The organism is Pedobacter sp. 01N310, assembly GCF_056399805.1.
In genome coordinates this window covers 1388190-1413581 of sequence record NZ_JBFTSB010000001.1, presented here as the reverse complement: position 1 = coordinate 1413581, position 25392 = coordinate 1388190, and the positions used below count along the sequence as shown (strand labels likewise).

The window sequence follows — 25392 nt, the reverse complement described above, 5'->3', positions numbered from 1 at the left end:
AAGGTCAAAAAGAATACGATCATGAGAACACAGTATATATTTACTACAATATTTTTGGCATTAATTTCTTTGGTTGGCTCTGTTTTTGGGCAAAACCGGAGCTACATCCAGGAGGATGTAGTAAAGGTGCCGGGAATAAGTACAGACGTTCAGGTCTTTGCGCTCCCTGTAGCAGACCGGACTACGTCGCGTACCTATTTTGATGGTCTGGGCAGGCCTGTTCTGTCTGTCGCCGTGGGGGCGAGCCCTGGTGGAAAAGACATTGTCCAACCTGTTGTATACGACAACCTTGGGAGGCAGAGCATTAGTTACCTGCCCTATGCCTCATCAAATGCGGGCGGGGCATTCAGGACGAATGCAAGCTCAGAGCAGTCCGGTTTTTATGCAACTACGGGGCAAAAAACGGCGGTTGATGCAAACCCATACAGTCAGCAGCTTTTTGATAACAGCCCATTGCAGCGGGTGCTTCAGGCAGGGTCTTTTGGCAGCGGTTTTCAGCCTGGTCAGCACCAGACAGGTTTTACCTACCGGACGAACCTTTCCAGCGAAACCGTCCGGAGATGGAATGCGGACGGGTCGGCCAATGGTATCTTTGATGCGGGCACGCTCTCTGTAAACGGGGCAACTGATGGAGAAAACGGTCAGATTATGGTCTATACCGACAATAACGGGAAAACGGTGCTAAAAAAGCAGCTTTTGGACCAGGGAGGCGTAACATGGGTGGAGACCTATTATGTTTACGACGATCTGGGTCAATTGGTTTTTGTGGTGCCGCCCAAGGCTGTAGCACTTATGGCCAGTTATGGGAACTACAGTCTTCAGCAGGCAGAAATACAGAAACTACTCTTTGTTTATGTTTATGATGACAGGGGCAGGCAGGTTGAACGGACGGTTCCGGGAGGCGGCACCAGTTACCTGGTGTACGATCCTTTTGACAGGGTCGTGCTTGCCCAGGATGCAAACCTGAGGTCACAGCAGAAATGGAACTATATCAAATATGACAGCCGTAACACCCCGGTGATGCAGGGTATTTACCATAACAGCAGTTATACCACAAGGTCGTCGATGCAAGGGCTGGTGAACGGTCTGGATTTTTCGGTCAATACGGCCGAGGAACGGAACGGGGATGGGGCAAACGGTTATTATACCAATAACTGTTTCCCGAACTTGGAGATTGAGCCTTTGGCCTACAGTTATTATGATGATTACGATCTTGACGGCAATGGTTCGGCCGATTATACCTATCAGAACCAGGGCATGGGCGGAGAAGGCGCACAGGCTGCCTATATTAGCGGAATGCCGACGGTAGTGAGAAAACGCACTGTGGGCAGCGGTCTTTCCAATGTCTGGCTGACCGCTGTGATGTTCTACGATGCGAAAGGAAGAGTGGTCCAGAGCCAGAGCAACAACCAACTGAATACAGCAGTGAGCAGTACAAGTACGACCGTTCTGGGCTTTACCGGCAAGGCAGTCAGGGCGAGAACGGTGCAGGTAGCCTCGGTAACGACCGTTGTGCAGACCGAATATGGTTATGACCACAGGGACAGGCTCAAAACGGTGGATGAGTCCCATAATTGGGGAACTGCGGTAAGGGTGGGTGCTTATGAATACAATGAACTTGGACAGTTGGTGGACCGTAAGCTGCACAGTACCAACGGTGGCGGAAGTTACCTGCAGTCTGTAGATTACCGTTACAACATCCAGGGGCAGATGACCAGTATCAATAACAGTAGCCTGAGCGTAGATGAGCGGAACGATGATTACAATGATGTGTTCGGGATGGACCTGTTGTACAGTCAGGGAGATGGGGACATCGGTAGTAGCGGTTATTTCAATGGGATGCTATCTGCGGTAAAGTGGAAAGTCAATGCACTGGGCGTGGCCACGGGGAACGAAAGGAGTTATAGGTTTGTTTATGATAAGCTGATGCGTTTGAATGCGGCTGTTTATGCAGAGCGCAGCGGTGGCGGTGCCTGGGACGGTAATGGAGCTTTTGATGAAAAGAACATCAGTTATGACCTTAACGGAAATATCTTAACTTTACAGCGCAATGCGATATTGAGCGGCAGCATAACTGCAGTTGACGACCTGAACTATAGTTACGACGGAAACCAACTCAGCAATGTAAGCGATGGAACAGGTGGGGCCTATGGTATCTTTGGTTTCAAGAACCTGACCGGTTCGGGAGCAGGTTACGCTTATGATGCCGCGGGCAATATGACCGGTGATGCGAAGAAGGGCATCAGCCTTGACTATAATATACTGAACCGTACCGATAAGGTAACGATAAATACTGCAACAGGGCGGTATATTGCCTATACCTACGATGCAGGCGGAGGGCTGATCCGCAAGCAGGCCTTCGATAACAATAACCTGGTGAAGACCACCGATTACATCGGAGGTTTTGTTTACGAGGATAATGTGCTGTCCTATTTTGGTATGGCAGAGGGCAGGGTCCGCAACAGCAACGGTACGCTGAAGCTGGAGTATATGATCAAGGACCAGCAGGGCAATGTGAGGGTGAGCTTTGAGGAGCAGGGCGGGGTGGCCGTGGTAAGGCAGGAGAACAGTTATTATCCGTTTGGACTGACAATGCCGGGAAGCGTGATGCCGACGGCGGCAAACAAAAACCTGTACAACGGTGGCAGCGAATGGCAGGACGACTTTGGAGATCTGCCGGATCTGCAGCAGACGTTTTACCGGATGTACGATGCGGCATTGGGCAGGTTTGTATCGGCTGATCCGATGGCGGAGGCGAGTGAAAGCATGACGGTTTACCAGTATGCACTGAACAGCCCGTTGATCTTCAATGATCCGTTGGGGGATAAGGCAGCTGGGGGAGTAACTGGACAATACGCTGATTTTTGGAATACTGCACTTTCCTATACCAGGAGTTATGGCGCATCTTGGGATGGCGCATCTGGCTTTAGTGCCTTTGGGTCCGATCTGGAAGGTTTCACGAGAGGCGCAGCAACCATGAGTGAGAATGGCACTTGGGGAATGAATGGTTGGGCTCAGGACTATGCTTCTGCATCACAGGCTTTTTATGATAATACAGGTACTAGGGCACTGAATGCTGATAAAGATGGTTACATTTCTACCGGATTCTATTACAGAGATGGACAAGGGAAAGCTGTAACTAAGAATGGTGTAAGTGGAGAAAGTACTGCTTACTTTGTTGGTCAGAAAAGTGTTGGGGAGAAAATTTGGGATTACTTTTATGATGAAGGCGCCAAAAAAAGGGTTAGTAGCCTTCTCAAAGGAGATTTTTTGGGGTATATTGATTATGGCGATGCGCCTGTGATCAGTTTAGGAGGGGTAGGAAATGCAGGGAAAACGATAAACGGAGTAAGAGTTGCACTTAGCGGTTCTAAAAGCGCTTCTCCAGTACTCTATACTGTTTACAAAGCCATAACGAAAAATGGTGGGGTTTATTGGGGAATGACTAAAAATTTAAGTTTGCGAACAGCGCAGCATGGAGAAAGATTTGTTTCAATTATCGGARTCCACGTAGGTATTGCTGGGAGAGGGGCAGCGAGGGGTGTAGAGCAGCTCATGATTGATGGAGCCGGTGGAATTAAAAATTTAGAAAATACAATAAACAGTATAGGTTTACATAATCCAAATATTTTAAAATATTACCAAGATGCAGTTAAATTTTTAACTAATTAAGGATTGAAGAGAATATAGTAATATTTTGAGTAAAAAATCTTTAGTATTGTTAAAACAAAATTGGGGATTGATATTCAGGCCATTTGCCATATGGGCATTGGGATAGTAAGATAATTAGAATTAAAATTCTTAAAGAGAAATAAAATTATTGTAATAGCCAAATTTGGCTATGTCATGAAGCAAACTATTATTTAATATAAAATGGCAAGAGTGAAAGTTAAAAGTGGAGATATTTATCAGATTGGTCTACCCAATAATCTTGGTTTTGCATATGTAAAGTGTGTTAATCTCTTGGAATTTATGCCTGATACTCAATATGCCACGATGATTATGGTTTATAATATCAGGTCTTCTATATCATTACAATTGGGTAGCGAAATCATAGATAAAGAACTTATCTTATGTCCACTTTTGATTGCAGGAATCTTGCCTGCAATTAAAAGTGGAACATGGAAATTAATAGGGAATATACCCACAAGTGCAGCTGATTTTATATTGCCGGAATACAAGAGGGGTGAGCCGGATGATAGCCCCAAAAAATGGTATTTTATATCTAATTTGGATATTCGTGAAAAAGTGGAATCTGATTTTAATCAGGTTAAGCATTTAGAAACTTTCGGAGCGACAGGATCTGAACTTGTTGGGGTAAAAATTGCAATGGCACTGCTGCAAGATGAAGGTAAAGCAATAGAGGAATATTTTGAGCTTGATGAGTTTTATATTAAGTATTATTATAATGAGGTTACTACGATAGCTCCTTATTATAAGCAACCAGAATACATGCAAGGAAAAGCCATTCGATGATCTGCAGCATGCCGAATTATTATTGCCCGGTCATATTCTTATAATTGAGGTTTCACAAGAGGCACAGCAACCATGAGTGAGAACGGCACCGGGGAATGAACGGTAAGGCTCAAGACTATGCTTCTGCATCCCAGGCTTTTTATGATAATGCAGGTACCAAGCCGGATGTACGATGCGGCACTGGACAGGTTTGTATCGGCTTATCCGATGGCGGAGGAGTGAAAGCATGACGGTTTATCAGTATGCGCTGAACAGCCCGTTGATCTTCAATGATCCGTTAGGGGATAAGGCAGCTGGGGGAGTAACTGGACAATACGCTGATTTTTGGAATACTGCACTTTCCTATACCAGGAGTTATGGCGCATCTGGCTTTAGTGCCTTTGGGTCCGATCTGGAAGGTTTCACGAGAGGCGCAGCAACCATGAGTGAGAACGGGACTTGGGGGATGAACGGTTGGGCTCAGGACTATGCTTCTGCTTCACAGGCTTTTTATGATAATACAGGTGCCAGAGCACTGACTGCTGATAAAGATGGTTACATTTCTACCGGGTTCTATTACAGAGATGGACAAGGGAAAGCTGTAACTAAGAATGGTGTAAGTGGAGAATACACTACGGTCTATATTGGCAAACAAGAACACTCTGCGCGAGCGGCAGGAAGCTTTACAGATGAACTTGGGCAAGTGTTGAATCTAGGAGGTATAGTTTGGGGTGGAACTGAACTAGCTTTGCAAACAATTCGACAAAATAATGGTCCACAAGCAATTGGGCGATTCCTGGGATTTGGAACGCAAAGGACTGCCGGAGCGTTGAAAGGAACACTAGGGTATGGTGTAATCGAATTAGGTTCCTGGCTTTACAATGGAAAGTCCATAGAGCAGAATATTTTTGACAAATAAAGATTTTAGACAAGATGATATTAGATCTTTTAATGTTTATAACGCATAGTTTTTTAATGCTTATTAAAAGGGCGAATCCAAAAGGCATTGTGCTACGAAGTCTCAACATCGTTTCTGTGATGATTGCCAATATACTTGTATTCCTTTTTTCGGTCGTTTATATGTTCTTAATCAGTTTAAAGTTAATAGGTTATAGCAGGCCATTGGTCGTGACCATAATATTGCTGCTTTGGTTAATGGCTTTTATTGGAATGCGATGGAAGTACAGAAATGTTTACAGTAAAGTAATAAAAAAAGCCACAGGCAGGTACCCCTTCAGTGATCGAAAAATTACTGTTCTCTTTTTTGTATGCTTTTTGACTTCCTTTATAATTGTTGGTTTTGGAGTTTTATGTTTCAGGATGTATTTTTACGGATAAGTTCAACGCCAGCAGTGTCCTTTCTAAGGGTTTCTTTAATTTCCTCATGATCTGATCATTCGCTAAGTGCAAAAATATGGCTCATCGGAGAATGCCTTTTATGGTGGGGCTGAGAACATGCAAGCAACTGGGCAATGGGGTCTTTATAACGGCTGGGCAACCGATTACATTTCGGCAGCTAACGAGTATAATAGCCTTGTTGGAGACAGTGCCCATGTTACTACAAATATAAATGATGGATATATTCAAACAACAGCATGGTATAGAGATGCTGGAGGTAATGGGGCTACGGTTAATGGGAATAGCGCATACGGAATAATTTACAAGGTAGGTATGAGTGCCTCGGATGGCACGCCTGAAAGAAAAGGTGTTGGGCAGCTAGGGGAATTAGAGAGTCTGATACCGGTTTGGGGTTCTGGACGTGCGGCTATCGATCACTTTCAAAATGGGGAATACTGGAGAGGATTAGCTTATACTGCGTTAGCTGTGAGTGACGTTTTTCTAGTAGAATCGGTGGCAAAGGGCATTGGCAAAGGGGCTTGGAAATTAGGCTCCCATTCTTGGAGCGCAACGCGCAAATGGATGGTAAATAAAGGGTATGCTGGAGCAGGTGAGCCCCTGCATCATTGGGCTATTACTCAAGCCATCGCTAAAAAATATGGGCTAGAAGCTGTTTCAGATCAGCCGTGGAATCTAGTCAAGTTCTCTAATCAAAGCATACACATTAGAGCAGGTCACGGACTAAATTATTTAGGACAACCGGGTTATAGCATGTTGGGACAATTTTGGCATGGCACACCAACTTGGTTTAAAGCTGGAGTTGTTTCAGTGGGCGGGCGTAGTGTAAATTAATTATAAGGTAAAATGAAAGTGGAATTAAATTACCCAATTATTGTTCTTTCTAAGAAGGATAACATGGTTTATGTTTATTTTAAAGAAAAGGATTTTAAATCAACAAGTGAAGAACTTTTAAAGAAGATCGACTTTGCAAATTTGGAGGTCATAGATAGCTTAGGGCATAACTATAAAATAAACAAGGCTTATAAAATAAAATACCTTGGATTGTGGGGATATAACCCACTATTGAAAGGAAGACAGATACTTATTGATTTTGAATATGATTCAGAGGTTCAAATGATATCACTTGAAGATTTTAAAGCGGAAATTATCAAAAGACTCGAGAAAAAAAAGAAACTTTGGGAGATGAGCTACGATTTTCAAGAATTAAAACATAGAGTATATCACAGTCCGAGCTTTAGTACGATAGCTCAGCTACTAAAATAGTTTTTTATAACATTAGCGAAAAACATTAAATCTTAGTTGGTATTGAGCCAACGTTTTTCCATTAGGTTTGCAGCTTATATATGAAAAATATTAAATTATCTATCAATCAGGTCTTATCTGATTGGGATCCTTTAAATGTGGGTAGAGATATAGCCTCAGATGAATATAGCAAATACATTGGTGGTATCTTGAAATACATAAATAATCAAGAACAGTTAACCAGTTATTTGGAGAAAATCCTTGTGCAGGATCTCGATACAGGGTACGATAAGCACAATCGCGAAGATAAGGATTCAGTTGCGCTCATTGTTGAAAAGTTAAAAAAATTGGTTCTCGAGGAGTAAAGGCAAGCGATAGTATGAACAGCTGTTATGAGCTTGTCCGATCGCTAAAATATTAATCGTTACAACCAGATCGATCGAACTGGTTGTAATTGCATAAGCCAGGGTTGGCTGAACCTCATTCGTTAATTGTATATGTTGTGTAATTTACTGAATTTAATTTGTTATAGGTTGATTGGCAATGAAGCGAAAATTTGAAATTCGTAATATATTGGCGCGGTTGTAGACGCTAATACATATAGCTTTATTAAAGGATGTCAGCTTTTAAATGATAAAAAGTATAAGAGCGGAGCAGAAAAAGTCGGAGTCGACTATAATTAACTTATAGTAAAGCTTGGCAGAACTTCTGGGCTTTGTTATTTCTTTAGCAATCCAAGCCAGCTTGGCTTCGATTGCCCGTATGTGCCAGCGTGGACTTTGGAAAGCTGGCTTTTTACCTTACATGCAGTGATCCTGTTTGAGGCACTTTGCTTTTGTCAGATGCTTTCACATCTTATAATAAAATTGATTTTTTATATTTGAATATGAAGGAGTTTGCCTTGCATACCATCCTTAAAACAGATGGCAGATATTTGGAGATCGTTGACCAATTCCCTTCCGGAGCCTGGTATAAGCTGATGGAGTTGGAGGGTGACCATGTGATGGGCATTGATGCCAGGGTTATATCTGAGGGGATTGAGGCGGGGACGTGGGAGATTGTGGAGTGATTGTCCGGAAAGCTTTGGTTTGTTCAGTTTGTTAGGACTACAAGGAAATTGTGATTTCGAACAGTAGCCGGACGGATCACCTCCATTGGTCCTAAGGTGTTCTTATTTAATGAGCATATTGTTGCTGTAGATTTTGTTTGAAATTTATTTCGTTGTCCGGTAGAGCAGTCGCTAAAGCTGGCCTAGGTGGATATCCTATTGGGCAGCAGTCTGTCAACAGCATTGTCTAAATATGATTTCTATCCGGGAAATTTTATCCAGATGATCCATATAGTGGAAGGGTTGAACAAACTGGAACACTTTTTTGAGCAGCTGTCCCAGCGGTAGACCGAGGAAGTGGAATATAAGACCAATGCGATCAGCGGGATGCTGGAACCTTTGATTATCATCTTTTTAGGTCTGGTAGTAGGGGTAATCCTGATTGCGATGTACCTGCCGATGTTCTAGATGAAGGGTGCTTTTTTAGCGCATTATTTCTTCACTGGCATTTAATTGTTTGGATAGTTTTTGTAATTAAAACATTTTAGATATGATCGTATTGTATTCTGGCCTATAACCTCAAGACTGTTAAATTTTATCAAGATTTATTTCGTCGCATAAAGAGAGGGGTTGGTGTAAGATTTCAGATACAAATTAAAATTGTTGAAAGACGATTGAATTATTCCTATTTTAAGTTTGGTCATAAAAACTGATATGTTCGTGTAATTTTTTTGGTTTTGTTTTTTTTAAAATGGTATTTCGTGACATCTAAAATTATTAAACAAGTACAGATATGTCTCTCAGAACTTCCTCCTATTCCAGTTTTATTTTCTATCAGCAAGCTCTAAACAGGAATAATATTTCGTGATCTTTTTAATTGCTCGACCCAATTGATCAATAAAAGTACAGATGGCCTGGTTTGTCCAAATAAATATGGATTCATTTGCTATCCTTTTACTGATTGACCACACACTCCTGTTTCATCCAAATCTAATTATCATGAATTTATTTTAATTGATGTTCCTGCATCCCGATAAAACTGTCCAAAATCTATATTTAAACACGTTATGCTCAAAAAAATATTAGCATCAGTGGTGCTGCTTTTAGGCACACTATATGGTGTCCGCGCCCAGATTGACCCAAAATCTCTTTCCAGCATCACCAATGTGGTCCCTGCATCGCCTGACGTATCGGCAATTGCCCGCTATGGGGGAATTCCGATAAACAGGTCGACCGGTGCAGTTAATTACTCCTTACCGCTTGTGAATATATCAGCAGGGAAATTAAGCTATGCGCTAAGCCTATCTTACGGAGCGGAGGGGATCAAGGTAGATCAGACTGCGGCTCGAACAGGCCTGGGCTGGGTGCTCAACGGCACCGGGGTAGTCAGCAGGACTATTATGGACGAACCGGATGAGTTCGCGACAAGGATCACTGCCCCCTCCAGCCTTGCCCAGTCAAGAGCGCTGCTGGACTTTCTTGAAAAGGGTATAGAACAGACTGATGGTTTTGACAACCAGCCGGATGTGTTCTCTTTTTCGGTCAATGGAATCTCTGGAAAATTCGTACTCGATGCGCAGGGGAATGTCCAGCAGATCCCCAGGACTGCACTGCGTATAGAGACCAACTTCTCCGGCACTGGTTATAACATAAAAATCACCGATCAGGCAGGGGTTGCCTATTACTTTGGCGGGACCGCTGCAACTGAATATACCAAGACACTCAACAGCGGAGTGGGTTGCGGAAGCAACCGCCCGACATTGAATGACGGGGCGCCCACGGCCTGGTACCTGACCAGGATCGAGCATCCCCTTGGAAAGAACCCCGGTAGGGACAACCTGCAGTTCAGTTATACGCCGGTCACCTTTAGTTACCCTTCAGGTGTAAGCCAGACGCAGATCAGGACACCGTACAATACAACAGTGACGGGCTGTGATTTTGTGGGCGGGACCATCGAGGCCTGCGCGACGATACATGAAAATACAACCTGCGTAAGCAGCCTGCAGACCAATGGTTATTATTTATCCGGGATCACCTCAAGTGATGGCAGCAGGGTACAGCTCAATTATACGTCCGATCGGCTGGATCTGCCCGGTGATGTATCACTGACCGGGGTGGAGCTCTTCAATAGTCGAAATGACCGCATCAGAAAGTTCGTGCTCGACTTTGAGCAGGTACAGAGTACCAGTGCGATGCTCTCTCCCCTGGTTGGTTCCCCAACGGGTGCAACCTATAGGATGTACCTGAAGAAACTGACCGAATACGGAAGGACCGAGGTGCCACTTGGTAACCATGACTTCAGGTACTATCTGCCATCGGCTCTGCCCGCAAGGCTTTCTTTCTCCCAGGACCACTTCGGGTTCTTCAACGGGCAGCAGAATGCCAGTCTGATCGGTGCCCCGTCCTATATGCTCCCTACGCTGATGAACCCTTTCGAGACGGGTAACCGTGAGAGCAGTTCAACCCATTTTGCCTTTGGGATGCTGAGTGGTATAACCTACCCGACCAAGGGGCGGGACTCATTGGTCTATGAGGCCAATATTGTGCGTGAAAGTACCCTGGTGGAGCCGCCCTTACAGAACGTTCCTTTGAGTGTCCGCGGCGTTGGGCAATCCAGTTCCGTAACGGTGCAGTCGCAGGATTTTTATATTGCCTATAACCAGGTAACGGATCTGGGTTACAGTGTTGATACCTTCCAGGATACGGGTTATGAATATGATCCCCTGCATAACTTCGGAAGGATACAGCTTTATGATATCACCACAGGTACCTACGTTGTAAGCCTGTTGAAGGTCAACCCGCCAAATGTCAACAGTGTAAGGGTTGTGCTTACCGCCGGACACACCTACAGGTTTATACTTGCCTCGTTCGGGGATATCATAAGGACCGATGGATCGATCAGCTATAGGGACGGTGCGCCTACCATACAGATGGTCGACAAAGTGGTCGGGGGTGCCAGGCTTAGCCGTTCTATCAGCTATGACGGGAATACACAGGTATTGTACAAAAGCTACAAGTATACCGAGATTGATGGTGTCTCTTCCGGTGCCCGCGCCCAGTCCGCTCCGCAATACTACGGTGTGCTCAACAACAATAAGGATTGCTCCAGATATGGTCAGGTAGGTGGGTATACCGATTGCTGGGGCACTACATGTACTTATATTACGGGACATTCGAACAGCACGGTATCGTTGTTCGGGAGCATGGGTTCGCATGTTTACTATCAGTCCTGTCTGGAGAGCAATGGAGGGGATGATTTTGAAGGCGGTGGGATACAGACGAGGTATTCCTTCAGTCCTGAAAATCCTGCCCTGGTATTTTTGGGACAGGAGATCCAGAATACGCCGATGAGCAATTTTTCCTGGCAGAGCGGTGATGAGATCTATTCACTTCAGTTCAAGAAGAAAAATGGGGAGTTGATCAAAGTGAAGGAGACGGACCGTCACTTTACCATAGCGCCCGGACAGTCTGCGATCAGGGGATACGTGATCAAGAAGAACTTTAGCGTACGCTGTGTCTCGGATGTCCAGGTAGCGCCGGATGAGTGGGAGTTCGCTCCATACGACGCGGCCTATTATGAGCTGATCTCTGGCTGGAAATACCTCGATCAGGAAACGGTAACAGACTATGACCTCAACGGTGGGCAACCGGTTACGGTACAATCAAACTTTAACTACAACCCATCTACCCAACTGATGTCCTCAACAAATAGATTGTCAAGCGATGGCGGTACCCGGTCCACGGAGTATTTTTATAGTGCTGATTATGCATCGGTTCTCGGGCTGGATCCCGCACAGGCCTCAATACTCTCGCAGATGAGCACAACGGGCAATACCTCGGCACCGGTTTTAACCCTCAATAAGGTCAATGGAAACGTGGTAGAGGCTTCAAGGATAGACTATCAGTACAATCCGAAGACCAATCACATTGTAGCCTCTTCCATCAATGCCTTCAATACTGTTGGCCAGATCTATGAACCATCGGTACAGCTTATTGAATATAATGATGCGGACAGGCTGACGATGACCTCAAAGAGGGGCGCATCGCCTGTGTCTTATCATTGGAGGTCTGACAATACCAGTCCAAACGCCATGGCAAATAATGCCTCTCCTTCAGAGTTCTATTCAGAAAATTATGAGGAGGATCCCTTGGCGCTGGTGGGGCAGGCCCATTCAGGCAGCAGGTATACTACTGCCACCTCAATAAGCTGGCCTGCACCGAACGGAAAAACCTATCTCATTTCTTATTGGTACAGATTGTCCGGTAAATGGTACCAAACCAGGGCGGGCTATAACGGAGCTACTCATACCTTAAGCGGTGGGGATGCATATGATGACATCAATATTTATCCAGTCGATGCGCTGATAACCAGTTATACCTTTGAGCCGCTGGTGGGGATGACTGGACAGACCGATGCGAAAGGGTTATCGACATTTTATGAGTACGATGGTTTTGGAAGATTGTCGCTGGTTAAAGACCAGAACGGTGATATTGTCAAGCATTTGGTCTATAATTATATTACTTCTGCAGTTGGTACTTATGGTAATGATCTGCTTAGCCAGGTATTTACGCGTAATAATTGCGCCACGGGACAGATACCCGGGCAGATAACTTATACTGTTCAGGCCGATACCTATACGGCTACCAGTAAATCCGCTGCCAATGCACTCGCACAGGCTGATATCAATACGAACGGTCAGGCCTATGCAAATGCCAATGCTGTTTGTACAACCTGTAGTGGAAATGACAAAAAGATAATCAATGGGATATGTGAAACAGGGGTAAAGGTCTATACATCCTCTATTCCCAAGCCTGGTGGGGTCTACCAGTGCAGATACCATTACCAGTTTTCTGACAATACATTTAGTATAGAGTATGTAGAACAAAATATGCCATCACCTTGCATTCCTGAATAACGCCATGAAAAGAACAATGATCTTCACAGGACTTTTCCTGTTCAGCTTTTATAATACATTTTCTCAAACCCCTAGCGCTGACCGTAATTACGTGATGGAAAGTACGGTGAGGGCCGCAGGACATAAGACCGTGGGCAGCCTGGTAGGTTATCCGGTGGATTCCGTGAACCGTAACATCCGGTATTTCGACGGTCTTGGCCGTCCTTTGCAGGCGGTACAGTGGCAGGGGAGTCCGGGCAAAAAAGATATAGTGCAGGTCAGCGAATACGATGCCTTTGGCCGGGAAGCGAAAAAGTACCTTCCCTATGCGGAGCAATCGGGAGCTGACGGTAGTTATAAAGCCACTGGCATTTCTTCCCTGGATGCTTATTACTCCCCTGGCAGCTGGGATGCCGGGGTGGTAAGGACAGGTTCGCCCTTCAGTCTGACAGTATTTGAGCCGAGTCCTTTGAATAGGACGGTAGAACAAGGAGCACCGGGGGCAGACTGGCAGCCGGTAACGGGAAGTACCGCTGGTCATACGGCAAAGATAGTGTACGGGAGTAATATCGCAAACGATGTGCTGATGTGGCAGGTCAGTGGGGCGGGCGCGTCGGCAGGGGCATATTTTCCTGCGGGCAGGCTTTATAAAACGGTGTCGATGGATGAGAACTGGGTTTCTGGCAATGCCGGTAATACCGAGGAGTATAAAGACCTGGAGGGAAGGGTAGTGCTGAGAAGGGTATACAAAAGCGATACCGAAAAACTGAATACCTATTATATCTATGATGGCCTTGGGAACCTGCGGTATGTGGTGCCCCCAGCGGTGACGGTCAACAGTTTTACCGAAGCGGATTCAGATCCGGTGTTCGGCTATTTTATATATGGTTACCATTACGATGGCAGGAGACGGCTGGTGGAGAAAAAGGTGCCGGGCAAGGGCTGGGAGTATCTGGTATATAACAAGTTGGATCAATTGGTTTATAGTCAGGATGCCAACCAGCGCAACAATCATCAGTGGAGCTGGACAAAGCGGGATGGTTTAGGCAGGGTGGTGCTGACAGGGGTTCAGAACGGGATTGACATGTCCAGGCAGACCCTTCAGGGTGATTATATTGATACGATGAGCGGTCAGCTCTGGGAATCGCGGACGGGATCAAGGTCAGAAGGTTATACTGCTGACACCCATCCAATGGCAGGGGAGGAATATGTTAACATAGAGTTTCACAACATGAACTATTATGACAATTACAGCTTTCCGGGCTATAACAGCAGTTATGCGGCGAGTGTTGCAGTAAGCTATAAACTGAACGGGCTTTTAACAGGAAGTTTCGTGCGTATACTGGGCAGTGCCACCAAACTATTGACGGTTACCTATTATGATGAGGACGGGAGGGTGAAGGAAACGGTATCCGATAACGCCAAGGGCGGCAAGGACCGTACGGTGAACACTTATAACTTTGCAGGAGAACTGACCTCAAGTGTGAGAACACATGAAGTTGGTGGTGCGGTAACCACCATTGTTTCTGGTTATGATTATGACCATGTTGGCCGTAAACATAGCACCAATAAGCAGATCAATAACGGCAGCGTAACCGGACCGAATATCGTGCTTGATGAATTTGTGTACAATGAAATAGGCCAGCTGGCCATGAAGAAACTGCATAATGGTATGCAGACCACTGGTATGGCCTATAACGAACGGGGCTGGCTGAAGAGCAGCATCAGCGGGGAGTTCAGTATCCAGCTGGACTACCAGGAGAATGGTGGCAACCAGTGGAACGGGAACATCAGCAGGCAATACTGGTCGCAGAATATTTCACCTTCAACCTCGCCTAATGTGTTCAGCTATGGTTATGACAAACTGGGCCGGTTGACCAGCGGAACGAGTACCGGGATCTACATGAGCGAGGTGCTGAACTACGACAATATGGGCAACATCAACCAGCTGGGCAGGAACGGCGGGGCAATGAACCAGTATTATTATAACGGGAACAGGCTGGATAGGGTAGACAATGTTGCAGGAACCTATGTCTATGATGCGAACGGAAATGCCACTACTGATGGCAGAACTGGGATGAGCCTGAGCTATAACCTGTTGAACCTGCCTTCTGGTGCCAGTGGAAACGGTAAGGTATTGAGTTACGTTTATGATGCCGGAGGCAGCAAGCTGAGAAAAGTCATAACAGAGAGCGGCTTGACCACTTCGAGGGAATATATTGACGGGATCGAATATGATGGGGACAATATCGACATTATCCATACCGAGGAAGGTGTGGCGCAGCGGAACGGCGATAACAGTTACAGTTACCATTATAACCTTTCTGACCATCTGGGCAATGTGCGCTATACCTTTGATGTTTACAATGGCCTGATCAGGCCGTTGCAGGTAGACAATTATTATCCTTTCGGCAAGCGCAATCCTTTAGCATCCGGAAATAATAAATATCTTTACAATGGAAAAGAGGCTCAGGATGAGCTTGGAGGACAGTTGGATTACGGGGCAAGGTTTTATGATCCGGAGATAGGCAGGTGGAATGTGGTGGATCCGCTGGCTGAGAAGATGCGTAGGCATTCACCATATAATTATGGTTTCAACAACCCGATAAGGTTTGTTGATCCTGATGGGATGGCGGGTAACGATTGGGTAAAGAAGGATAATCGTTGGACTTTTGATGATAACATTAAAACTGCAGAACAAGCAACTAATGCGGGTTACGATGATTATAAAGCACCAGGTTCTGTAGTAAAAGCGAAACTAGGGGATGATGGAGAAGTGGGTAGTGTATATTTAGGAGAAAACGCAGCAGATACACATTACGTATCAAGTAATCAAGAAAGTAGTATGAAAGATGCTTTAAGTTGGGCGTCAACTGCTTTAACAGCTGGTGGCGCAGGATTTGAACTGGCAGGAGAAAGCCACGTAACATCTTTATTTAAACAAGGAGTTCGAGGAGGGTCTTCTGGAAATTACACCTTAGCGGGAAGAAATCTTTCTTTGTTTGGTAACGCAAGCATGACTTCAGCATCAGCTCCTACAAGTGCAATGACAACTATCGGAAAAGGGATTGGTACAACTGCAACGGCTATTACAGTAGGGGTATTAGCTTATGAAGCTTATCAGGTTAACCAAGGTAAAATGGATGGAGGAAGATTTACCTATCACTTGGGAGCTGCCGCAACCTCTTTCGGTGTGGGAATGCGATATGGGGGACCCTATGGAGCCGTCGTTGGATTAAGTGCGTCATCAGCTGAATTTGCATATGACACATCGAAGCAAACTGTTATGACTATGAATGGACAGTGGAATAACTTTGTTCAATCAATTATAAACGCTACAATGGGAGGTAGATAAAAATGTAATGGAAATATTTAAAGTAAATTTTAAGAATCATATTATAAATGGATGGCCAACAATTTTGGTAATAATAATTTGTTTAGCTTTTCCTTTTGGATTATCAACTTTTACTCATGAAAATGCTAAATCTTTTTATTGGATTGGAGCATGCATATTCATAATTGTTGCCCTTCCTGCTATAATTGTACACTTGAATTACTATATGGTCAACAAGGGAGATGTATTTGAATTTTGTTTTGAGAAAAGTGAAATAGTTATAAAGCAGAACGGAACTTCAACACGTTTTACCCTCAACGATATTGACTTTGTTAAACGATCTATGTCATTCAATCAGGCAGCCAATAGATCCACTATAGTTCCCTGGGAAGGATATAACCATTCCTATATTCAATTAAAAAACGGGCGAACATTCACAATAACAAGCCTTTTGGTTCCAAATCTAAATTTGCCATTAGAAGCGAACAAGATAATTGTTAAACAAAATTTCTACAGATTGGCTAAGAAATATTAATTGTTCATGATTATACCTTTCCCCAGCTGGCAACATTGTGTATTTATTCGGTCAGCTGGTGTAGGCCTGTCGCTGGTCTCAAAATAGAAAATAAAACGCCCAGCAGTTTAAAAATATGGCACCAATACCTATAGCAGCTATGTCGGCAACCAGCTCAAAACAATCAGCGGGTTTACTAATAGAAGCTATGTCTATAACGAAAATGGAGTAGCACGCAACAGCAATGGAAGTTATAGCTATGAATATAACCTGTTGGACCATTTAAGAAATGTAAGGGCGAGTTTTCTGAAAAACCCGGTATCGGGTACAGTGGAACCGATACAGAGGGACGATTACTATGCCTTTGGATTAAGAAAACCTGCAAGTGGGGGGACGAATAAGTATCTTTATAATGGTAAAGAATTTCAGGAAGAACTTGAACAATATGACTATACAACGAGGTTCTATGATCCGGTGATCGGACGTTTTAAATCAGCGGATTTTTACTCGGAGTCTTTTCCTTGGATGAGTAATTATCAATATGGATCAAACTCTCCATCAAGTAAAATAGATTTAGATGGCTTAGAGGGGTTTAGTACTATTTTCTTGGAGAATACAACTTTTATGCCTGCGGAACTACCGATGGAGAATGCTGTAGGTAATTTAGCTAAGGCGGGCGGGGAAGTGAATGGTGCGCGCATCTCAATACCGACTGAAGTGGTATTTGGGGGCATTAATTGAAACAGTTAGGCAAATATAACATTTCAGCCGCTACTAACATTGGTATATGGAGTATAACAATGTTTAAGCAATAAGTTCAGTTTCAAAACTATTATCTACGAAAATTTCGTCACCTCAAAACGCACGTTCATGTTAAAAAAAGCATCGTTCATCAAAAAGATTTCCCAAAATTTGATTTTTATCCGATTTTGACGCACGGATTAATATGTTCCGGAGAACACTTCGCAGACATCGCAAACCGCTCATCAATCATTACAATATTTCATGAAAAACCTAAAAGCTCTTTTTAAGCTCATCTGTCTGGCTGTGCCTTTGTTCCAGATTGGCATATCCAATGCGCAGATTGTCAATGTAAGCCAGTTGTCTGGGGCGGCGACGATCAATATCCCGGTGTATACGATTACTCGAGGGAAAATTGCTGTACCAATTTCACTTTTTTACTATGGTAACGGGGTAAGGGCAAAGGATATTGAAGGCGCTGCGGGGATGAACTGGCAGCTTTCGGCCGGAGGGGTGATTACCCGCGAACTGAGGGATGTACCCGATGACCTGGCCGATAACTCAAAAGGATGGCTTTACAATAACAATGCTTCAAAGATCAGTAATTTTTCCATTGCCAACGATGGAAATGCAGGGACCTGTGGTGATGAGGATGCGGACCTGTCCTATATCAACAGCAATTTTGGAGATCTTTCGGACACTGAACCGGATGTATTCAATATCAATCTGCCGGGCCTTTCCTGTAAGCTTGTCTTCGATGGAAACCACCAGCCCAGAACCATTCCATACAGGGATATTAAGGTAAGCTATACTACGGATTATATTGGTATAGAACACTTCAAGATTATAAGCGACAAGGGGATTACTTACGAATTTAACACCTCTGAACTGGTCAACCGCAAAGCGTTTTCTGCAAATGCATCTGCAATACAGTTTTTTAAGCGGAAATTTCAGGTCTCCCAGTCGGTAGACTTCAGAAGAAAATGGTTCCTGACTTCCATAAAAGACAATGAGGGGAATGAAGTTACTTTCAGCTATGGTAAATATAATGACTATTACCGGGTAAGTAGGAAATATTTTGACTTTTATATCGGTAATTCTACGAATAAGACCACTCAGTTTTATGTGGAAGATGGCAATTTTACGTATATGCTTACCGGGATCGACTATATCACGGATGACGCGCCCACCGGGGTTCCAAAATTCGGGTTTACTTATTCCTACAATGCCAATACTTATATGCCGCTCCTTCAGAGTATTTATGGCATGGGCCGCGGTTGGTCACTGGCTTATCATGAAGCATGGGTGTCCAATGTCAACTATAAGCGGTATTTTTTAAAGGAATTCAGGGAAGCGTCTGAAGAAAGCCAGGTACGTTATCGTTTTGATTACAACGGTCTTTCGGTGGGTAGCTTTAACACAGTATATACTTCTCTACCCGATTCAAGTTCGAAGCAGCTCGACCGGTGGGGTTATTATAATGCCTCTACAGCCAGTTCGCTTTTGCCCGAGGTGTATATTAATCCTGCAACAGCTGGTATGGAGCGGTTACGGTATGAGCCGGTTCCTACGTTAAGCGGATACTATCCCTATTCCCTCAGTGGGAACTCAAGGGCGGTTTACCCCGCTGCACTGATCAGCGGGAGTCTTTCCAAAGTGAGTATGCTTGACGGGGGGACTACTGAAATTGAATATGAATCCAATACCTATTTTGATCCGCAGGCTGGTGCAGATGCCAATGCGGCCGGAATACGGGTAAAGAAACTGACTACTCATGATGCGACAAATCCTGGGGTTCAAAAGATAGTAAGCTACAGTTATACCGATCCTATAACAGGCCGTACGAGCGGGAGGGCACTATCGCTACCGGTATTTGCTTTTATAAGGCCTCAATCGTTCAGCGCTAATCCAGAAGCTGACTGGAAGAACGCGGTTGTACGCTCCGATGAAGACCTTTCTGAGGTTGATGATGGGGTGATGTATGGTTTTTTTAAGGAAAGTATTACCGGACAAGGTTATATGACTTCCGAGTTTTCTCTTCCTGCCACACATTTTGACCTGACTGCTGGTTTGGACTGGAGCAGGGTGATTACCAATATAGCCGGATGTAACGGAACGGGTGGTACGCTCAACAACGATAGGGATCTGTATCCTTTCGTACCGAATATGGATATTGGTTTTGAAAGGGGGATGCCAACAAGGGAAGCGGTATACAATGAAGCTGGTCAGAAATTATCGGAAACGCTTTACAGCTTTTCCAGAGTAGGCAGCGCCCAGTATATCCCGGCATTTAAAAGGGAATACAATAACGGGGTACTCGCCTATGCCAAATACAACATACTTACCGGGGTAGAAAGTACGGTCCAGCAAAAACAGGACTTCAGTTTTGATGTGGCAGGCGGCCAGCAGCAGCAAAGTACAAGCAGTTATTTCTATCAGGGTAACGGGCATATTTATCCAACAAAGGTGGAGTCCCAGAATGGAGACGGGAAACTGCTGCGCGTGCTCACCAGGTACACAAAAGACTACGATGTATCTACAGCAGTTGATTCGGCGGCACTTGCCCTAAAGGGCATGGCGCTGAAAAATATCAATGTTCCTATTGAGAGCATCAACCAGATAGAACGTAGCGGAATCACCAGGACCGTTTCAGCAAGCCTGACCAAATTTGCGGTATTTAACCCTGGTGCTGAGCAGCCTTCCAAAACATTGGTGTTCAGAAATAGCGCAGGTGTTACGGACTTTCAGCCATCCAACATCCAGTCGGGCAATTTTACGGGTGATGCAAGGTATTATACGACCGGGAATTTTACAGATTACAATTCGTACGGACAGCTCCTTTCTGCAAATGATGGTAAAGGGCATTCGAGCTCAGCCTTATATGACGATTATTCTAGATTGCCTTTAGCCAGCATTACAAATGCAAGGCATGACGAAGTATTATATAGCAATTTTGAGGAAGGAAGTCTTACAGGCTTATGGTTCGAAGCTAACGGCCAGTCTTCCGTGACAGCCCATAGCGGTAAATATAGTGTGGTTACAGGGCCTTCAGCAGTATTATATAAAGAACTGAAGAAAAAAACAGGTGCAGTAGCCTATGTTTTTTCTGCCTGGATAAATTCTGGCACGGCCAATACCCTTAATATTTCTATTACCAACAATAGTACCAGCCAGGTGGTTTCCAATACGGTAGGTATAGCTGCTGGCAATTGGAAGTATTACCAGCTGAGGATACCTGTTGAAGCAATGAATCAGGATTTCAGGCTTAGGGTATGGGGATCGGCAGCTTTGCTAATTGATGATGTGGTTTTTAGACCAGAGGAAGCCGATGTGCAAGCGAACTCTTATGATGTAACCACACAGAATAAGCTTGCGACATCTGGTGCAAACGGGGTGTTTGCGCAGTTTGGTTATGACAGTGCAAACCGGATAAAATATGTATTTGATCAGGACAGGAATATTGTGCAGAAAACTAGTTACATCCTGGGTACGAACCAGGATCAGTTTGCGCCAAGTTTTTACACGGCCCAGAACCAACTTGTGAATGAGCCGGTCTACTTTAGTTTAACTAACTATCCTGTGTCTACAGCGGACGGGTTGACTTATACCCTCAACTTTGGGGATGGAAGCCCAGTAGTTACCATTTCTGGTCCCAATGATTTAAGGCATACCTATACACAGGTGGGCAGTTACACGGCAAGCGTAACTAAATCTTCACCTTATTATGGTTCAGTTACCGTTAGCACGAACGTGGTTGTATCTCAGGCCCAGGTAACCTCTACGCAGCTTTCTTCTCTATCGGGAGATATCATACTCACTTTCTCTAATGCGAGTAATCAGATCGTAGCGCAGTTTACCCAAAGCCAGCTCAGCGCAGGAACAAGTACAATTGCACCGGGCGTTTATACTTTAAGGATTGGCACCTCATCAAGTGCTTACAGTAGTTCAAACCCTTCCGGTTATAAAAGTGTCCGTTATACAACCTATGGGCCTGACTATTCAAATCCAATGCCCTATTGTATGCCTTCCGAGCCTGGAAAAAACACCTATGACTTTACTATTGATCTTACAGGAAAAGCCAGGCTTAGTGTTTCAACAGACGCCCAGGTATGTCCGGTTTCGGAAATAGAATAAATTCAAAAATCTAAAGACAATCATGAAAAGATATATCGTTTTCTCCGTTTTTATATGCTTAAATGTCTGGTTGGGTATGTTGTCAGCATCTGCCCAGAACAGAACTTTCGTGCAGCAGGAGGTAGTCAAAGTTGCAGGCGTGCTCACCGAGCAGCAACTGAACGGCTTGGGTCCAACAGAAAAGCAGGTGACCAGGACCTATGGCGATGGTTTCGGGCGTGCCCAGCAGGTAATCGTTGTTGGGGGCAGCCCGAACGGAAAGGACCTGATCCAGCATAAAAGTTATGACAATATGGGAAGGGAAAGCACAAGCTACCTGCCTTATGCCTCGGCGAACAATAATGCAGCCTTTAGGGGCAATGCAGCCACTGAACAGAATACTTTTTATAATACTTCCGGTCAGAAGACGGCTACCGATGCCAGTCCTTTTTCACAGCAGGTGTTCGAGAACAGCCCGTTGCAGCGCGTGCTGCAGCAGGGATCTGTGGGGACTGGTTTCCAGCCTGGTGAGCATTATAAAACAATGGCTTACGGCACAAACCTTTCTTCCGAAACGGTGCGCAGGTGGCAGCCTGATGGCAGCGACGGGGGGACATGGACCGCAGGCACATTAAGCGTAAGCACCGTGACCGATGAGAACGGTGCAAAAACGACTGTGTATACCGATGCAATGGGGCAGACGGTATTTAAACGCCAATGGCTGGGTCAGGGCGGTGTAAGCTGGCTGAATACCGGTTATGTTTATGACGACCTTGGTCAGCTGGTTTTTGTTGTGCCGCCAAAGGCTTTTGCACTGATGGAATCGGTTGGCAACTATTCTTTGGCACAGCCTGATGTAGCCAAACTGATCTTCAGTTATGTGTACGATGAAAAAGGCAGACAGGTGGAAAGAACAGTACCGGGAAGTTCGGCGGTTTATATGATCTATGACCGGATGGACAGGCTGGTACTGGCACAGGATGGAAACCTGCGCACGATGGGGAAATGGAACTACATCAAATACGATAGCAGACAGAGCCCTATAAGTCAGGGGATCTATAATGATGGGAACGGCCGTGCCGCACTACAGGCCTATGTATCGGGACTTAATTACAACAATATTTATTTTGAGGCTCGCAATGGTGATGCGGGCACGGGTTATTATACCAACAATACCTTTCCCACAGTCAATATCGAACCGCTGGCCTACAGTTACTTTGATAATTATGATCTGGATGGTAACGGTTCTGCTGATTATACCTACCAGGCCCAAGGGCTTGGAGGCGAAGCTACCGCATCTGATTATATCAGTGGTAGACCAACAGTCATCCGTAAACGTACGGTAGGTACAGGGCTTTCCAATATCTGGCTGAGCACAGTGATGTTTTATGACCGCAAGGGGCAGGTGATCCAGACGATTGGCAATAACCAGCTCAATGGCAATTTGGCTTCTGTTAAAACCTTTGTGCGTGATTTTACAGGTAAAACAACACTGACCAAAATCACCCATTCGGCTGCTGCAACAGTCACCGTACAGACGGCGTATGCCTTTGACCATATGGACAGGCTGAAAACAGTGGATGAAAGTTATAACGGTGCGGCAGCTATACGTGTGGCGGCCTATGAATATAATGAAATCGGGCAACTGGTGGATAAAAAGCTCCATAGCACCAATGGTGGGGGGAGTTACCTGCAGTCGGTAGATTACCGTTACAACATCAGGGGGCAATTGACCAGTATCAATAACAGTGAACTGTCCGTTGATAGCAGGAATGATGATGCAAATGATGTATTCGGGATGGAACTGCTTTATGAGCAGAGCGATGGGGGGATAGGAAATACCGGATATTATAATGGAATGGTCTCGGCGGTGAAATGGAAGACAAATGCCCCAGGGGTCACCAGTGGCAACGAAAGAAGTTACCGTTTTAATTATGATGCCCTGCTCAGGCTAACGGCCGCGAATTACGCCGACCGCCAGGCGGGCAATGGCTGGGGAAATATTGGCGCTTTTGATGAAAAAAATATCGGATATGACCTGAACGGAAATATATTATCTTTACAGCGCAATGCGATATTGAACGGCAGTATTACCGCTGTTGATGACTTGAACTATAGTTACGATGGCAACAGGCTTGCCAATGTAAGCGATGGAGCAGGGGGAAGCTACAATGTATTCGGTTTCAAGAACCTTACCGGTTCTGGAGATCCTTACATATATGCCGATAACGGAAACCTAACCACTGATACCAAGAAGGGGCTTACGTTAGCTTACAATATTCTTAACCGTACAGAAAGGATTACGATAAATACCGCTTCTGGCAGGTATATCGATTATACCTATGATGCAGGTGGAGCGATAATCCGTAAGCAGGCGGTCGATAATGGAAGCCTGGTAAAAACAACCGATTACATCGAGGGGTTTGTTTACGAGAATGGAACGCTGGCCTATTTTGGTATGAGTGAGGGAAGGGTGAGGAATGCTGCTGGCAGTCTGAAACCGGAGTACATCATCCAGGATCAGCAGGGCAATGCACGGGTAAGTTTTGAAGAGCAGGGCGGTGTAGCAGTGGTACGGCAGGAAAACAGTTATTATCCTTTTGGTTTGAGCATGCCGGGCAATGCATTGCCGACAGCAGCGAACAAAAACCTATATAACTCTGGAGCGGAATGGCAGGATGACTTTGGGGATATGCCCGATTTGCAACAGACCTTTTATAGGATGTACGATGCAGCGCTGGGCAGGTTTATTGCGGTTGACCCGATGGCCGAGGCAAGCGAGAGTTTTGGTACTTATCATTATTCTTTCGATAATCCGGTGATGTTCAATGATCCATTGGGTGACCAGGCAGATCCAACAACACAAAGTTATGGAGGGATGCATGGGGGCTACGGGAGGGTAAGTCCCGGGTCGGGTAACCATTGGAGTGATGGAATGACATATAATGATTGGAATCCCTGGACTGGAAGCGATACCTATAGGAATTTATTGGCGGATGGTTATTCTGACTGGGGTGGAGACCTAGTTAAATATGGCCAGTCTGGAAAAATGACATATGGAGAGCGAAAAGGTAAAAGTGGATACTGGATTGATAATAACGGAAATCCAAGTTATGGTGGGCCAGGTCAGCTGTCCACAATAAATATTGGTAGGAAATTTGTTGAAACGGACGATAAACATATAGCTACAAGTTTGGCTAAAGCTACATTAGGATTTATCTCTGCAGATATTCTAATATTGGAACCTACAGATGCTGTTTTACCTAAATGGGTTGGATACGGAGCTGCTGCTGCTTTGGCTGGTACATACCTTTATTTTAAATCTGACCATAATGGACGTGACTTTTATTACGTCACTTATACTAAAACAAGCAGTGCTGGTAAGGTGTACGTGGGTAGGAGTAGTGGTACAGGATTTCCAGATCAAATTGTCAAAGAAAGAGATTATAACCATCATATGAAAGGTTTTGGCCCAGCTGTGCTTTCTTCGTTTGTGCCCGCCGGAATTCCAGGGGGATACTCGACAAGAGCTTTAGACCCTTCATACTGGTTTATCAGAGGTAGTGAACAGCTACAAATAAATCATTACATATCTCTTGGGATTTCTGCTAATAGCATTAACGGAATCGGCCCCAATAATCCTAATATAGGTAAGTACATCCAAGAAGCTTCTAGATTTATATTTTAGGCA

13 protein-coding genes are annotated in these 25392 nt (G+C 44.8%); all 13 read left to right on the top strand.

Annotated features, from left to right (window positions below):
- Positions 1–21: 21 nt before the first annotated feature.
- The 13 genes from AC1DNH_RS05540 (at position 22) to AC1DNH_RS05480 (ending at position 25389) form a co-directional block, all read left to right on the top strand.
- Positions 22–3672, top strand: coding sequence for a DUF6443 domain-containing protein (locus AC1DNH_RS05540; RefSeq protein ID WP_477625247.1), 3651 nt, complete (start codon positions 22–24; stop codon positions 3670–3672).
- Between the two features lie 201 nt (positions 3673–3873).
- Positions 3874–4476, top strand: a complete 603-nt coding sequence (locus tag AC1DNH_RS05535) for an Imm26 family immunity protein (RefSeq protein ID WP_477583153.1) — start codon at positions 3874–3876, stop codon at positions 4474–4476.
- A 226-nt stretch (positions 4477–4702) separates the two neighbouring features.
- Complete coding sequence (locus AC1DNH_RS05530) at positions 4703–5374, top strand: hypothetical protein (protein WP_477583155.1); 672 nt, start codon at positions 4703–4705, stop codon at positions 5372–5374.
- A 485-nt stretch (positions 5375–5859) separates the two neighbouring features.
- Positions 5860–6645 carry a hypothetical protein gene (locus tag AC1DNH_RS05525; protein ID WP_477583157.1) on the top strand — a complete coding sequence of 262 codons (786 nt, stop codon included), beginning with the start codon at positions 5860–5862 and terminating at the stop codon, positions 6643–6645.
- 12 nt (positions 6646–6657) lie between these two features.
- Positions 6658–7077 (top strand): hypothetical protein, encoded by a 420-nt coding sequence (locus AC1DNH_RS05520; protein WP_477583158.1) that lies wholly within the window; start codon positions 6658–6660, stop codon positions 7075–7077.
- Between the two features lie 80 nt (positions 7078–7157).
- Entirely contained in the window at positions 7158–7421 is a 264-nt protein-coding gene (locus AC1DNH_RS05515) for a hypothetical protein (protein WP_477583160.1), read from the top strand.
- Between the two features lie 1040 nt (positions 7422–8461).
- Positions 8462–8572 carry a hypothetical protein gene (locus AC1DNH_RS05510; RefSeq protein ID WP_477583290.1) on the top strand — a complete coding sequence of 37 codons (111 nt, stop codon included), beginning with the start codon at positions 8462–8464 and terminating at the stop codon, positions 8570–8572.
- 2075 nt (positions 8573–10647) lie between these two features.
- Positions 10648–13020: a DUF5977 domain-containing protein gene (locus AC1DNH_RS05505; RefSeq protein ID WP_477625246.1), complete on the top strand. Its 2373-nt coding sequence runs from the start codon at positions 10648–10650 to the stop codon at positions 13018–13020.
- A gap of 4 nt (positions 13021–13024) precedes the next feature.
- Entirely contained in the window at positions 13025–16354 is a 3330-nt protein-coding gene (locus AC1DNH_RS05500; protein WP_477625245.1) for a DUF6443 domain-containing protein, read from the top strand.
- Positions 16355–16361: 7 nt separating this feature from the next.
- Complete coding sequence (locus AC1DNH_RS05495) at positions 16362–16868, top strand: PH domain-containing protein (RefSeq protein WP_477610659.1); 507 nt, start codon at positions 16362–16364, stop codon at positions 16866–16868.
- A 309-nt stretch (positions 16869–17177) separates the two neighbouring features.
- Entirely contained in the window at positions 17178–17588 is a 411-nt protein-coding gene (locus AC1DNH_RS05490; protein ID WP_477583284.1) for an RHS repeat domain-containing protein, read from the top strand.
- Positions 17589–17852: 264 nt separating this feature from the next.
- Complete coding sequence (locus AC1DNH_RS05485; protein WP_477608823.1) at positions 17853–21722, top strand: PKD domain-containing protein; 3870 nt, start codon at positions 17853–17855, stop codon at positions 21720–21722.
- A 22-nt stretch (positions 21723–21744) separates the two neighbouring features.
- A complete protein-coding gene (locus AC1DNH_RS05480; RefSeq protein WP_477608825.1) occupies positions 21745–25389 on the top strand; it encodes a DUF6443 domain-containing protein in 3645 nt (1214 codons plus the stop codon).
- Positions 25390–25392: the final 3 nt, after the last annotated feature.

Coding starts and splice junctions, on each gene's coding strand:
- AC1DNH_RS05520 (WP_477583158.1), top strand. CDS start 6,658: ATGAAAGTGGAATTAAATTACCCAATTATTGTTCTTTCTAAGAAGGAT.
- AC1DNH_RS05500 (WP_477625245.1), top strand. CDS start 13,025: ATGAAAAGAACAATGATCTTCACAGGACTTTTCCTGTTCAGCTTTTAT.
- AC1DNH_RS05485 (WP_477608823.1), top strand. CDS start 17,853: ATGAAAAACCTAAAAGCTCTTTTTAAGCTCATCTGTCTGGCTGTGCCT.
- AC1DNH_RS05530 (WP_477583155.1), top strand. CDS start 4,703: ATGACGGTTTATCAGTATGCGCTGAACAGCCCGTTGATCTTCAATGAT.
- AC1DNH_RS05535 (WP_477583153.1), top strand. CDS start 3,874: ATGGCAAGAGTGAAAGTTAAAAGTGGAGATATTTATCAGATTGGTCTA.
- AC1DNH_RS05495 (WP_477610659.1), top strand. CDS start 16,362: ATGGAAATATTTAAAGTAAATTTTAAGAATCATATTATAAATGGATGG.
- AC1DNH_RS05515 (WP_477583160.1), top strand. CDS start 7,158: ATGAAAAATATTAAATTATCTATCAATCAGGTCTTATCTGATTGGGAT.
- AC1DNH_RS05480 (WP_477608825.1), top strand. CDS start 21,745: ATGAAAAGATATATCGTTTTCTCCGTTTTTATATGCTTAAATGTCTGG.